General features: G+C 69.0%; 13 protein-coding genes and 1 pseudogene. 3 read left to right on the top strand and 11 right to left on the bottom strand.

All coding sequences use genetic code 11. The features are described from left to right. The first annotated feature begins 61 nt into the window (after positions 1–61). The gene (locus F1D05_RS23340) at positions 62–1,006 is read left to right on the top strand and encodes a glycosyltransferase family 2 protein (RefSeq protein ID WP_246485893.1); all 945 of its coding nucleotides are present in this window, start codon (positions 62–64) and stop codon (positions 1,004–1,006) included. 144 nt (positions 1,007–1,150) lie between these two features. Here F1D05_RS23340 and F1D05_RS23335 read toward each other — a convergent pair whose 3' ends face one another. The 6 genes from F1D05_RS23335 to F1D05_RS40695 form a co-directional block, all read right to left on the bottom strand. Next, on the bottom strand, positions 1,151–1,366 hold the full coding sequence (locus F1D05_RS23335) for a hypothetical protein (RefSeq protein WP_185442417.1): 216 nt from the start codon (positions 1,364–1,366) through the stop codon (positions 1,151–1,153). 55 nt (positions 1,367–1,421) lie between these two features. Beyond that, positions 1,422–2,003, bottom strand: coding sequence for a hypothetical protein (locus F1D05_RS23330; protein ID WP_185442415.1), 582 nt, complete (start codon positions 2,001–2,003; stop codon positions 1,422–1,424). Positions 2,004–2,162: 159 nt separating this feature from the next. Next, on the bottom strand, positions 2,163–2,501 hold the full coding sequence (locus F1D05_RS23325; protein ID WP_185442413.1) for a hypothetical protein: 339 nt from the start codon (positions 2,499–2,501) through the stop codon (positions 2,163–2,165). 48 nt (positions 2,502–2,549) lie between these two features. After that, entirely contained in the window at positions 2,550–4,325 is a 1,776-nt protein-coding gene (locus tag F1D05_RS23320; RefSeq protein WP_185442411.1) for a hypothetical protein, read from the bottom strand. After that, the gene (locus F1D05_RS40700) at positions 4,318–5,148 is read right to left on the bottom strand and encodes a hypothetical protein (RefSeq protein ID WP_246485892.1); all 831 of its coding nucleotides are present in this window, start codon (positions 5,146–5,148) and stop codon (positions 4,318–4,320) included. Before F1D05_RS40700 ends, F1D05_RS23320 begins: the two co-directional genes overlap by 8 nt. After that, on the bottom strand, positions 5,148–6,545 hold the full coding sequence (locus F1D05_RS40695; RefSeq protein ID WP_246485891.1) for a hypothetical protein: 1,398 nt from the start codon (positions 6,543–6,545) through the stop codon (positions 5,148–5,150). Before F1D05_RS40695 ends, F1D05_RS40700 begins: the two co-directional genes overlap by 1 nt. A gap of 152 nt (positions 6,546–6,697) precedes the next feature. On the opposite strand from F1D05_RS40695, the gene F1D05_RS40690 reads away from it, so the two are divergent. After that, positions 6,698–6,862 carry a hypothetical protein gene (locus tag F1D05_RS40690; protein ID WP_246485890.1) on the top strand — a complete coding sequence of 55 codons (165 nt, stop codon included), beginning with the start codon at positions 6,698–6,700 and terminating at the stop codon, positions 6,860–6,862. A gap of 164 nt (positions 6,863–7,026) precedes the next feature. Here the strand turns inward: F1D05_RS40690 and F1D05_RS43125 are convergent. The 5 genes and pseudogenes from F1D05_RS43125 to F1D05_RS42100 form a co-directional block, all read right to left on the bottom strand. Next, positions 7,027–7,452 (bottom strand): annotated as a pseudogene (locus tag F1D05_RS43125) (glycosyltransferase family 2 protein); the annotation flags it as partial. Positions 7,453–7,472: 20 nt separating this feature from the next. Next, positions 7,473–7,616, bottom strand: coding sequence for a hypothetical protein (locus F1D05_RS23310; RefSeq protein WP_185442407.1), 144 nt, complete (start codon positions 7,614–7,616; stop codon positions 7,473–7,475). Between the two features lie 35 nt (positions 7,617–7,651). Next, complete coding sequence (gene rffA, locus F1D05_RS40680) at positions 7,652–9,589, bottom strand: dTDP-4-amino-4,6-dideoxygalactose transaminase (RefSeq protein WP_246485888.1); 1,938 nt, start codon at positions 9,587–9,589, stop codon at positions 7,652–7,654. 11 nt (positions 9,590–9,600) lie between these two features. After that, the gene (locus F1D05_RS23295; RefSeq protein ID WP_281388725.1) at positions 9,601–10,407 is read right to left on the bottom strand and encodes a glycosyltransferase; all 807 of its coding nucleotides are present in this window, start codon (positions 10,405–10,407) and stop codon (positions 9,601–9,603) included. Then, on the bottom strand, positions 10,337–10,609 hold the full coding sequence (locus tag F1D05_RS42100; protein ID WP_281388724.1) for a glycosyltransferase: 273 nt from the start codon (positions 10,607–10,609) through the stop codon (positions 10,337–10,339). Before F1D05_RS42100 ends, F1D05_RS23295 begins: the two co-directional genes overlap by 71 nt. A gap of 66 nt (positions 10,610–10,675) precedes the next feature. Between F1D05_RS42100 and F1D05_RS23290 the strand changes: the two genes are divergently transcribed. Further along, a complete protein-coding gene (locus F1D05_RS23290; RefSeq protein ID WP_246485887.1) occupies positions 10,676–13,033 on the top strand; it encodes a hypothetical protein in 2,358 nt (785 codons plus the stop codon). The last annotated feature ends 5 nt before the right edge of the window (positions 13,034–13,038 follow it).

Here is a 13,038-nt window from a genome sequence, read left to right as displayed (position 1 = left end):
CAGCGGCGGAACCGCCATCTCCGCATCCCCCGCGCCTGTGTCACCAGCAGAAGGGCCAGCAGTGTTCGTCTCCGTCGTCGTGCCATGTTACCGGTCGGCAGGCACCCTGCCGCGCCTCGTCGAGAATCTGACCCAGGTCTTACCTGAGGTCACGTCGGGGTACGAGATCGTGCTGGTGGTCGACGGCAGCCCGGACGACACCTGGCAGGTGGCGAGCGAACTGGCCAACAAATACCCCGCGACCAGGGCGATGCGGCTGGCCCGCAACTACGGCCAGCACAACGCGCTGATCGCCGGCGTACGGAACGCGCGGTACGAGGTGGTCGTCACGATGGACGACGATCTGCAGCACCCGGCCGACCAGGTCCCGGTCCTGCTCAAGGCGCTCACCGACGACATCGACCTGGTCTACGGCGTGCCGGTCGAGGAGGAGCACGGAGTCCTCCGTAGCTTCGCTTCCCGCCTGGTCAAGGGGGCGATGTCGTCCACGCTGTCGGTGAAGGGCGCCAAGTCCATCAGCGCGTTCCGGGCTTTCCGGACCTTCCTGCGGGACGGTTTCGACGGGCTGGACGGGCCGCACGCGTCGGTCGACGTGGCACTGTCCTGGTCCACCACGCGGGTCGCGCAGACCACGGTGCGGATGGAAGATCGCGCCGAGGGCAAGTCGAACTACACCACCTGGATGCTGGTGAAGCATGCGCTGACGCTGATCACCGGCTACTCCACCGAGCCGCTGCGGCTGGTCGGCTACCTCGGTTTCATCTGCGCTGTGTTCGGGGTCGGGCCTGTTCGGCGTGATCATCTACAAATACGCCGCGGGCGCGACGACTGTGGCCGGTTTCACAACGATCGCCTCGATGGTGGCGCTGTTCTCGGGCGCTCAGATGCTCGCGCTCGGCGTCCTCGGCGAGTACGTCGGGCGCCTGCACTCGGGCTCGATGGGCCGGCCGACGTACGTGATCCGCGAGCGCACGGATGTCGACGCCCACCCCGACATCACCAGTGAGGCCGACGTCACCAGCGAGAAGGACTGAATGCCGCAGTATCTGCTGTTCCCCGGGCGGCACCACGTCCTCACCCGGTTCCAGGCCGCCTTTCTTGCCGAACATGCCGCCGACCGCACGGTGATCTGGGCTGTGACGTCGGCGAATCACCACACCACCAAGCGGAATCCGGTTCCGTACGACCGGCGCGAGGCCGCGATCGAGCGGTTCAGCCTGCAGACCGGGATCCGGTCGCTGGTGTTCGGGGTCGTCGACACCCCACCGACCGACGACTTCGCCGACGTCACGATCAAGGCGATCGAGGCCGGCACCGACGACCAGGTCCAGCTCGACCCCGCCGATACCGTGGTCGCGTGCTCCACCGCCGAAGTCGCCAAGCTGTACGAGCAACTCGGCTACCAGGTGATCGGCGTCGAGCTACCCGGGAAGCCACGGCCGTGGGACGTCCTGCTCATGATTGCCGATGGCAACGACGAGTGGCGTGAGCTCGCACACCCGGGCACTGTTGACGTTTTCGACCGGTATGCCCTGGATGCGCAGATCCGGCGCTGCGTGAACGACCCGGTGGTCGGCGACGACGGCGGACTCACCACCACCCGCGACTACAAGACCTACGCCGACGCGTTCGAGACCGCGGCGGACCGCAAATGGCTGCAGATCAAGGACTTCGTCCGCCCCGGCCGGATCCTCGACATCGGCTGCGCGACCGGCGCCACCCTGCAACTCGTCGACGCGGATCCGCGCTTCCACGAGTCCGACCTGATCGGCGTCGAGGTCGCCCGGCACCTGTACGCCGAATGCGTGCACAAGAAGGAGCAGGGCCTCTTCCACAACCCGAACGTCTACTTCTACCAGCGCAACATGCTCGGCTCGGCGGTCTTCCCACCGAGGTCGATCGACACCACGCTGACGCTCGCGCTGACTCACGAGATCTGGTCGTACGCCGACGGCTCGCGTCCCGCCACGGTCCAGCGCTTCGCCGACGCCCTCTACGCCCATACGGCCCCTGGCGGCGTCTGGGTGAACTCCGACGTCTGCGGACCGGCCGAGCCCGAGCGCCCCGTAGTACTGGCTCTCGATGACAGCGACGGGACCAACCCGGACGCGGTCACCGAACTGGAGACGCTTCAGGATCCGGCGGAGTACATCGCCAAACTCTCAACCAGGGCACGGTTCTTCCAGTTCGCGCACGACTTCCGGCAGAACGCGAAGGTGCCCTTCGCGTACGCCGAACGCGACGGCAAGCTCGTCCTGCGGCTCGCGGACGCGATGGACTTCCTGACCCGCAAGGACTACGTCGACAACTGGCTCAGCGAGACCCACGAGCAGTTCTGCGGACTCGACTTCGAGGGCTGGTCCGACGTCGCCAAGCAGGGCCGGCTTCACCATCGACCCCGCCTCGAAGCCGTGGCGCAACGACTGGGTGATCACCAATCGGATCGCCCCGGTCGCCACCATCACCAGCGCCACCGGCGGCCCGATCGAGTGGCCCGACACGCACCAACTCCTGATCGCCCGCCGCTGACGCCGGCTTCGCCTACCGAGTCAGCCGAGCTTGTTGCGGAGCTGGCGGTTGACCTTGCGCTTGACCTTGCCGGCGAACTTGCGCGGGTTGCGGATCATCGCCGCCTTGCGGATCAGCTTGACCGCGGAGTACGCCTTCGAGTTGCGCAGCCGGGTGCGTTCGGCGTTGGCCTTGGTGACCTGGGTCCGCATCTCGCGGATCCGGGTCTCGCGGGTCTTCAGCGCCTTGTCCCGGAAGCCGAGAGTCCGTTCCAGGCCGAAGATCTGACCGGCCAGCTCGACCGACTCCTTCTTCGCCCGCTCTGCCTCGGCCAGCGCGGTCCGGACGTCCGGCGTCTGGGAGGCATCCGACGGGATCCCCAGTACGCCGGCCAGCGCGGCGGCCAGCTCCTTGCCGCGGGCAACATAAGCGACCGCGGCCGATGGGGTGTCCGCGGCGGTGGCCGCGACGGGCGCCGGCGCCTCGATGCCGGACATCGCGACCAAGGCGGAGACGAGGTCGTCGCCGATCATCCACGGCGGCCACGGGTGCCGGCGGTGGGCCCCGATCAGCCGGTCGTGGAACCGCGCCCACGCCGCCGACAGCAGATCCTTGTCGCTCTCCTCGGCAACGGTCTGCCAGCCTGAGACCCCGAAGGCGAAGCTGTCGCCGTCGACGACCACGTCGTCCCAGCGCACCAGCGTCCGCGAACCGGTCTGCGAGCGGGCCCAGTCCCCCAGCCGTGCGGCGAAGTCCCGGAAGCCCGGGACGTCCTCGGCAGCAGCAAGACGGAACAACAGGGTCTCGGCAGTGACGCCACCCGGCACCGAAGCAGGCACAGCGGCAGCGTCGAACTGCAGCAGCCCCGAAGCCTCAGCAGGAGCAGCATCAACAGCAACGGTCCAGCCGGCCTCGGCAGCGTCCGCAGTCAGTACTGCGGTGTGTCCGGGCGTCTTCGCGTAGACGCCGTGACCAACAGCAGCCCCGGCTACAGCGATCCAGCCGCTAGGCGTCGCGCCGAGCAGACCAGCGCGCGCAGCGGACTCCGCGCCCTCGGCGATCGGAGCCAGCAGCGGTACTGCGACAGCCGCCGCCTCCAACGCCTCAACCGCGAGCCGTGCGGGCAGCTGCCCCGGGCGCGCGGCGGCAGCAACCTCAGCCGTCACCAACGCGAACGGAGCCTCCTCGACCGAGAAGGCCGCGTAAGCAGAAGCGTTCTCGAAGCCGACCCGTGCCAGCTCAGCCTTCAACTGCTCGGTGGAGACCGGGCGCGTCGGGTCGTCGTGCAGCGGGCGCCACTCGTCGTCGGCGTGCCGCTCGTCCGCGGGCCGCCGGTCGAGCAAGTTGGTCAAGGAGAACTCGTTCTCCAGGCCAAGCACCACGACAGCGCCGGGAGCGGCCACTGCAGCCAGTGCATCGAGCCGCTGCGCCCAGTTCAGGTCGTCGCTGTCGTAGCCGAGCACCCGGTCCAGGCCGTCGGCGGCGACGACCACATCGAAGGGTGGCCGATCGGCGCCCGCGAGCCCGTCCAGGGCTCCGGCGACGACCTGCAGTTTGTCCGCGAACTGTTCCGTGAGCTCGGTGGCGTCAGAGACGGACCGGACCAGCAGAGTCGTCTCGGATGCCTTGGCGACGACCGCCTCGATCAGATCCGCGCCATGCGGTCCGAGGATCAGCGTGCGTGCCCCGTCGGGCAGTACATCGGCCAGGAGTGCGCGCAGCACCGGTCCCTGGACGGCGCCCCGCTTGCCGCTGTAGTCGCTCCACGGCTGCATCTCGCCGCGGACCACATCGACGGCCAGCTGGTTGTCAGACACGCTCTCTCCAATCGAACAACATGCGCAGTTCCTCGGCCGGCATCATCCACGGGACGCCGAGCTCCAGGTCGGTGGTCGCGCGGGCGGCGGCCAGGTCGATGTCCTTGCCGAGCAGCTCAGGCCACAGCCTGGCGATCCGGTTCTGCCCGCCGAACAGGGGGTTCTCGCCGGCCATCTCCATCGGATCGCCGTAGACGGCGGGCTCGCAGCCGGCGGCGATACCGTAGAAGATCGCGGTGGACAGCCGGTTCGCGGCCACCCGCTTGTGCTTGCGGAGCTCGGTCAGCTGCTTGTACAGGAAGCGCGGATCCGTGCCCTCGTAGGAGAAGCCGCGCCGGCCGAAGGAGACCACCCGGAAACCGGCGTCCTCGTACGACTTGCGCACCTCCGGCCGGTCGTACTCGGTGTAGTACAGGCTGAAGGTGACCGGGCCGGGCTCGGTCTCGCGGATCTCGTCGATCAGGCGCTGGTGATCGCCTTGGATCTTGCCGCCTTCCCAGCCATGGAAGAGGAACCAGAGGGTCCCCTCCCGCTCCTCCTCCGGCACTGCGCCCAACGTCGGCTCCAGCTGCTGCAGGTAGAGGAACGGAGCGCCGATGCTGTGGTAGTTCCGCCGGCCCAGCGCGTGGCCGCGACGGCGCGGGCCGTCGCTCCAGGTGAACCGCCAGGCGCCGTCGTAGAACTCGTGCACCGGGTTCCAGCCATCGGCGATGTTCCAGCCGTGCTGCAGGTAGCCACGCAGGCGGGGCGGGTACTCGTCGTCCAGACCGGCGTACCGGGCGAGGATGTGCGCCTGGCCGTAGTAGTGGTTGTGGTGATGCATCAGCGGACCTCGACGTGGAGAGTGCCGGCGTGCGGGCGCAACGCGGCGATGTGGCCGTCCTGCTCGAGCTCGAGCGGCAACCGGCTGGACAGGAACGCCTCGCACTGGACCGCGTGCGAGGAACCGTCCGCGGCGACCGCGAACAGGATCCAGTCGGCCAGGCTGGCCAGCGGGTCGGTCGAGCTGACGGTGACGTCGGCCGGGATCAGCTCGGTCAGCCCGATCGAGGCCGTCCAGGCGCCGTCGGCCACCGTCCGGCGGCATTCGATGTCCTCGTGGTCGTCGTTGTCGTCCAGGTAACGCCGCCAGCAGAACGAGTAAGCCTCTTCGCCATCGGTCACGACACCGGTGATCCGGAGTTCCTGTCCGTTGCTCCCGGCAACCGCTTTGGCTTGGTGGGCGTTCAGCCGGAAGGGCGACTCCTGCAGGTTCACATAGCCACCGGTGGACCGGGTCAACGTCACCAGGCGGTCCTGCTCGGCATGGCTGGCGGCATGCTCCGGAGCGGTCCAGAGCAGCAGCCGCTCGTCGCCGTCGGCTCCGATCAGCCGGAACGCCCAGGTGGTCCGCTGGGTGAACGGGTCGTCGGGGTTGGTGTCCTCGATGATCGGCCGGATCGGGATCCGGACCGAGAAGTCGCGGCCGTCCCCGGACAGCGTCAGCGGGAGGATCTGGTCCTGGCCCGCCAGCGGACGGGTCACCCGCAGCTTCGGGTCCGTCAGGTCGGCCGGAACACGGCCGTGCAGCACGAGCGCGTCGGCCGTCTGCTCCACCGAGGTGAGCCGGCTCGGATCCACCATCCGGCGCAGTACGAACGCACCGTCCGCGCCGGGACCGGGCTGGATCCAGCTGCTGTCGCTGATCCAGGCGCCCGGCGGCCAGCCGGGGCTGCCGGGACGCTGGCCGCGCAACTTGCCGTGCCGGCGCAACCGGCCCGAGCGCATCCGGACGACGAAGTGCGCCGGTGCGGCGGTGCCCTTGAGCTTGGCCAGCAGCGCCTTGTCGAGGCGGACCTCGAACCCGACCAGCGCCGGGTCGCCGTGCGTGTCGGTCGCGTCGTACCGGCGGACGGCCAGCGGGGTCTCGGCGCCGGCGATGACGAGCGCGATCCGCAAGCTCGAGGAGGTCTTCGTCTCCAGGTGCCGGATCTCCGCGGTGCCCTTCACGGACAGCTCGCCGTCCTGCCAGGCCACGGCGGTCACGCTGGTCGCCAGCGTCAGGTCCTTCATCGGCAACCGGTAGAGCTCCCGCGGCACCGAGCTGTTCTGGTCGTGCAGGCCGGGGTAGTTGTGCTCGAACTGCCAGGAGCGGCGGGGACGTGCGAGTGCCCGCGCGCCACCACGCAGGGCCGCCGTCGTTGCGGAAGGTGGCCAGCCGGCGGAGCAGGTCGACGTCACCGGCCCGCAGTGCCGAGTGCTGCAGCTGGTCGTAGCTGTGGGCGCGGTCCAGCACCTTCTGATCCAGCCGGTCCAGCAGCCGGCGGGCCAGCTTGATCAGGTTCTGCTCTTCCTCCGGCGGCGCCGCGCCGAACGCCATCATCAGCGTCAGCATGTCGATCTGGGTGAAGTGCGCGTGTACCCGCGGCCGGACGTCGCCGATCGCGTTCTCGATCAGGTCCATCACCAGCTCGGCCGACCGGACCCGGTCCTCGAGGTTGCCGAACTGGAACTTCTGCTGGGTGATCGACTCGCCGGACTCGCGCTCGCGCCAGTAGTAGACCGGGACCGCCAGCGCGTCGACGGTGACGGCGTCCAGGTGCGCCTTCAGCGTCACCGGGTAGTCCTCGTAGCGGATCGCGGGGAACTCGTAGCCGTACTCGTCCCAGAACGACCGCCGGTAGACCTTGTTCCAGACCATCCGGTCCAGGATCAGGTCCGGGGTCTCGATCACGTGGGTGGCCAGCCGGTCCTTGGCGAACGGCAGCCGGTGGATCCAGGACGGCCGGACGCCGGAGCTGTTGTTGAACCGCCGGGCGTTGCCGCCGGCGAACGACGAGCCGGTCGCGTCCAGGGTCCGGATCAGCTTCTCGAAGCCGTGCCGGGTGACCAGGTCGTCGCTGTCGACGAAGGTGATGTATTCACCGTCGGCGTGCCGGACCCCGGTGTTGCGGGCCGGGCCGAGGCCCTGGTTCTGCTGCTCGACGATCCGGAACCGCGGGTCGCGGGCGCAGAACTCCTTGGCGATGGTGGCACTGTCGTCCGGGGATCCGTCGTCGACCAGGATCGCCTCGAAGTCGGTCCACGTCTGCCGGGCGATCGAATCGAGACACTCCCCGATGTAGTCGCGGACGTTGTAGAAAGGCACAACGACACTCAGCCGCGGCGTCACAACGGCGTTCTCCTCGGCTCGTTCGGCAGGTCGGTCAGCAACGACATCCCGGTCGGCATCACGCCGGACCCGATGCTGCCGCGGCACGCTCGCGCCGGAGCAACCAGAGGCCGGGCGGCGACCAAAGATCTCGCGCTCATGTTAGCACCGGGCGTGCCCTCTCCCGACGCCCGCGTCACCCTTCGCGACCGGCCTGTTCCTGTTCACCCGGCAGCAATCCTGGCGTTACGAGATGGACTGTCAACAGAGTGTGAACGGGCTCGAAACCGTACCTGGCCCAGGCCCGCTGAACACCGGTGTTGTGGCCCTGTGTCGAGATCACCAGCCGCCGCGACGTACTCGCGTCCTCGACCGCCGCGAGCAGGTGCCCGTAGCGTCCCCGGCCCTGCTCAGCCGGTACTACGCCGGCCAGCTCGATCTCGGTCCAGGACTGCTCCTGGTCGACGGTCGCCAGGCCGAGCACCCGGCGGTCCGGACCCCGCAGTACGACGGCGCCCTCGTCGGCGATGCTGCGCCGGGCCCACTCCTGGTAGCCGGCCAGTGCGAGAGCCCGGTCGAACAACGGGTTCGCGCAGTAGTGGTTGCCGTAGTCGCCGAAGATGTCGCCGACCAGGTCGTCCACCAGGTCGTCGTCGATCGTCCGCTCCAGGCCGGCGTTGAACCCCGCCAGCGGAGCCGGGCGACGGCCCTTGCCGACCGGGAGCGACCAGTAGACGAGACTGTCGGCCAGCAAGGCCGTCCGTGGGCCGTTGGCCAGCGCGGCGAACCAGTGCGCCTCGCGAGCCGGATAGCGCAGTACGACGACGTCGGCCGCCGACTTGTCCACCGCGGTGAGCACCTCGGCCAGCTGCGTCCCGGCCGAGGCCGACACGGTGACCCGGTCGACCGAGACACCGAACCGCTTCGATTCGTACGCCGACGGGGCGCTGATCAGCTCGCCGGCCTCCAGCGCGTCGTACCAGCCCATCAGAGCGGGTACGAGAGCAGACCGTCGATCACGCGGTCCTGTTCGGCCTCGGTGAGCTGGCTGAACAGCGGCAGCCGGACCAGCCGGTTGCTGATGTCGTCGGTGACGTCGCAGCCGCCCGGACCGACCCGGCCGTACTTCTCGCCGGGCCGGGGCCGAGTGCAGCGACACGTAGTGGAAGGTCGCGGTGATGTTGCGCTCGCGCAGGTACGCGATCAGCCCGAGCTGGTGCTCGTGGGACGGCATCAGCACCCAGTACATGTGAGCCGGGTGCACGCAGCCCGCGGGGACCGTCGGACGGGTGATGCCGTTCGCCTCGGCCCAGTCGGCGAGCTTCGCGTGGTACCGCTCCCAGATCGCCAGCCGCGGCGCCTGGATCTCGTCGAACAGCTCGAGCTGGGCGGTCAGGAAGGCGGCCAGCGGGTCGGCCAGCAGGTAGCTGGAGCCGATGTCGACCCAGCGGTACTTGTCGACCTGACCGCGGAAGAACTGGCTCCGGTTGGTGCCCTTCTCCCGGATCACCTCGGCCCGGTGCAGCAGGTCGGCGTCGTTCAGGATCAGCGCGCCACCCTCGCCGCAGTGCACGTTCTTGGTGCCGTGGAAGGACTGCGTCGCCATCTGCCCGAGGGAGCCGAGCGGGCGGCCCTTGTACGAACCGCCGAGGCCGTGCGCGTTGTCCTCGATCACGGCCAGGCCGTGCTTGTCGGCGATCGCCAGCACGGTGTCCATCTCGACCGCGATGCCAGCGTAGTGGACCACGACGATCGCCTTGGTCCTGTCGGTGATCGCGGCCTCGATCTGCGTCTCGTCCAGGTTCAGCGTGTCCGGGCGGACGTCCACGAACACCGGTACGGCGCCGCGCAGCGCGTAGGCGTTGGCCGTCGAGACGAAGGTGAACGACGGCATGATCACCTCGTCGCCGGCCGCCAGGTCGAGCAGCAGCGCGGTCATCTCCAGCGCGTGCGTGCAGGACGGGGTCAGCAGGCTCCCGACGCCACCGGTCAGCTTCGTGATCAGCTCGGAGGCGCGGGCGGTGAACGGACCGTCCCCGACGACCGCGGGCGAGGAGAAGGACTGGTTGACGTAGGCGAGTTCGTCGCCCGCCGCATAGGCCTTGACGAAGGGGATCGGAGACAGGTCTGGCATGAGGTAGGAGCCTACCGTTGGTCGGGCCCTTGATCCGAAACAGTTTCCTCCACAGCCTCGGCGTACGAGTGGTGGCCGGGGTCCTCGAGACTGTCGTAACCGATCATGAACTGCGGCCGCTGCTGGCTCGCCTGGAACAGCCGGGCCACGTACTCCCCCAGCAGGCCTAGGCAGAGCAACTGGAGCGCACCGATCGTGCCGACAGCCAGCACCGTGGAGGTCCAGCCGGGGATGCTCCGGCCGGTCAGCTTGATCACCAGCGCCACGACCACGACCCCGACCGACAGCAGACCGCCGAGCAGCCCGAGCCAGGTCGCCAGCCGCAGCGGCGCCGCCGAGAAGGCGGTCAGGCTGTCGAACGCCAGCCGGAACATCTTGGACACCGTGTACTTCGTACTCCCGGCAGCCCGCTCGGCCCGGACGTACTTCACCTCGGCACTCGGGAAGCCCAGCCACGGGATCACCAGCCGGAAGACCCGGCCGTCCTCGGGCAACTGGTTCACCGCGTCGACCACCCGCCGGGAGACCAGCCGGAAGTCGCCCGCGTCGAAGGGCAGATCCCTGCCGACCAGGCGGCACATCAGCCGGTAGTAGAGCCGTGCGGTGGTCCGCTTCGCCCAGCTGTCACTCGAGCGGTCGGAGCGCACGCCGTACACGACATCGACGTCGTCGTCCCGGGCAGTGGCGAGCAGGTCGGCGATCACCTCGGGCGGGTCCTGCAGGTCGGCGTCGATGGTGACCAGATATTCACCGCGAGCCAGCTGGAATCCGGCCGACAGGGCAGCCTGGTGCCCGCTGTTGCGCAGCAGCCGGATCAACCGGAGCTGGGGCCAACTGGTGGCCGCCTCGGCGAGCAGGGGCCGCGGTGGCGTCACGGCTGCCGTCGTCGACCACGACCAGTTCGTAGCTGATGCCGAGACCGTCCAGTAGTGGGCGCATCCGCTCGAAGAAGATCGGCAGCACCTCTTCCTCGTCGTACATCGGTACGACGACGGACAACACCGGCCGAGTGGTCTGCATCGAGTAAGCCCTCCCCCGGCGAGGTTACCCGGCTTGGGTCCCCCGCGACCCCGCTACGCTCTGGGCGTGCCGACGACGACGGGGGTCACCTCCAGTAGCCCTGAAGCTCCGGAGCGTGAGACTCCCCGTCCGATGCCGTCCCTCGTCTCCTTGCTTCCCTGGCGAGCCATCGGGGCCGCCGCGGTGAAGGTGGCGGGCGGAATCGCCCTTGCCTGGTTGGTGATCTGGCTGATGGCCGGGCACTCGACGGGCGACAACATCGTCGCCCTGCTGCGGTTCTGGGTCTTCGGGATCACGCTGCCCGGCACGCTGCTCTGGCGGCTGGCCAGCCCGTTCCGGCACAACCTGATCGAGGATTTCGCGGCCGGATCGCTGGTCGGCGTGTCCCTGCTGATCCTGGTTTACCTGGCAGTCGCCCCGCTTGGTGGTCAGCAATGGGCCTGGCTCTGGGCCGCTCCTGTGCTGATCGTGGTGGCCGTCGTGCCGACCTGGCGCCGACGCTGCCTGAGCCGGGTCGAGCGGCCGGTCTCGCCGTTGACCGCCTGGCTGGTCGCCATCGCCTGTGCGGCGCCTCTGTACGCGATCGGGCGCTACCGGAATCTCACCCCCGCGCCGTACACCGATGCCCGCTCGAACGCGCCTGACATGGCGTTCCACCAGGCACTGGCCGCCAGCGCGAAGTACGACGTGCCGCTGCAAGCGCCGTACGTCAACGGCGAGCGGATGGACTACCACTACTTCTGGCACCAGTTCACCGCGGCGACGTCCTGGGCGACCGGCGTGAATCTGACCGAGCTGGTCTACAACATCGGCTGGATCCCACTGATGCTCGCCGGCTGCGCCCTGATCTACGCGTTGACCGACCGGGTCGCACCGGGCTCGCGCTGGGCCGGTCCTCTCGCCATCGCCGTGGCCTCCATCGCCGGCACCGTGGACGTCTACCCAGCGGTCCGGCTACCGACCGAGAGCCTGATCAGCTATGACTGGGGCAGCCCGACCCAGAATCTCGGCGGCGCCCTGATCACGTTGCTGGCGCTCATCGGGGTCGACCTGCTGCGCGGCCGAAGCGGGCCCGGCACCTGGATTCTCTTCGTGGTGATCGCTGCGGCCGCGTCCGGCTCCAAGGCGACCGTGCTGCCGCTGATCATCTGCGGGCTCGGGCTGGTGGTGTTCATCCGGCTCCTCTACGGCCGCTTCGCCAAGGGCGCGCTGCTGATCGCGGCGGTGCTCGGCGGGATCTTCCTGGCGGCCATCGTGGTGGTGTTCGGCAACAAGTCGTCCGGTCTCGCCGTCCGGCCCTGGATCACCTTCGCCAAGGTGGGCATCTACCCGCTGGTCGCCAAACCGGTCGAGGGTGGCGGTTTCGACCACGGTGCGATGTGGATCAGCGGGATCACCATGTGCCTCGGCCTCCTGCTCGGCTCCGCCGGACTGCTCGTGCTCCTCGGTACGGCGGCCCGCTGGTTCCGCGATCCGGGGATGATCTTCCTCGTCGGCATCTCGATCGCGGGCTTCGGCGGCCTGGTGCTGACCGACCAGCCGGGCACCAGCCAGCTCTACTTCCACCGGACCGCGGTACCGATCATCGCCGCACTCGCCGCAGCCGGCGCCTGGATGCTGGTGTTCTGGTTCGCCGACCGGCGATCGGGGCTGGTCGTGTCCGCCTCGCTGCTCGGCGGGGCCGGGGCGACCGCCCTGGCCCGGGCGATCGTGAAGGCTCAGCCGGGCGCAGGCACCCCGTTCCTGAAGCCCGACGGTCAGCTGACCGGTCTGATCGCTCCCTGGAGCTGGACGGTCGGCCTCCTGATCGTGCTGGCCGCGCTGGTGACGACGGTGTGGAAGCTGGCCAGGCGTCGAGGGCGGCCGACCAGAGTCGCCCTGGCGTCCTTCGTGCTCGCCGGGATGGGCGCCGGGCTCCTCCTGCCGGTGCAGGCGATGGCCAATTACCACCGGACCGACCTGGCTCCGCTGTCCGACGACTACAAGCTCGGCCCTTCGACTACGCAGACAGGGGCCGCCCTGTGGCTGAAGGACCACACGGCGCCCGGCGAGCTGATCGCGACCAACGCGCACTGCACGTTGAAGAACACCACCGGTTGCGACTCCCGGCACTTCTGGATCGCCGCCCTGAGCGAGCGGCACGTCCTGGTCGAGGGCTGGGGCTACACGAACACCATCAACGAACTGGTCGCCTCGACCGGGATGAGCCCGAACGGCCTGCCGTTCTGGGACGAGCAGAAGCTCGAGGACAACGACCGCGCCTTCACCACGCCGACCAGGGACAACCTGCGCCTGCTGAAGGTCGAGTACGGCGTCCGCTGGCTGTACGCCGACCCCACTCAGACCGTCGTCTCGGCCAAGCTCGACACGCTGGCCCGCCTGCGCTTCAGGTCTTCTGACGCGTTGATCTACGAACTTCCGTAATACTT

The organism is Kribbella qitaiheensis (assembly GCF_014217565.1).
GTDB classification, from domain to species: domain Bacteria; phylum Actinomycetota; class Actinomycetes; order Propionibacteriales; family Kribbellaceae; genus Kribbella; species Kribbella qitaiheensis_A.
Note: the sequence above shows the minus strand (reverse complement) of the source record. Positions and strands in the feature narration are given on the sequence as shown.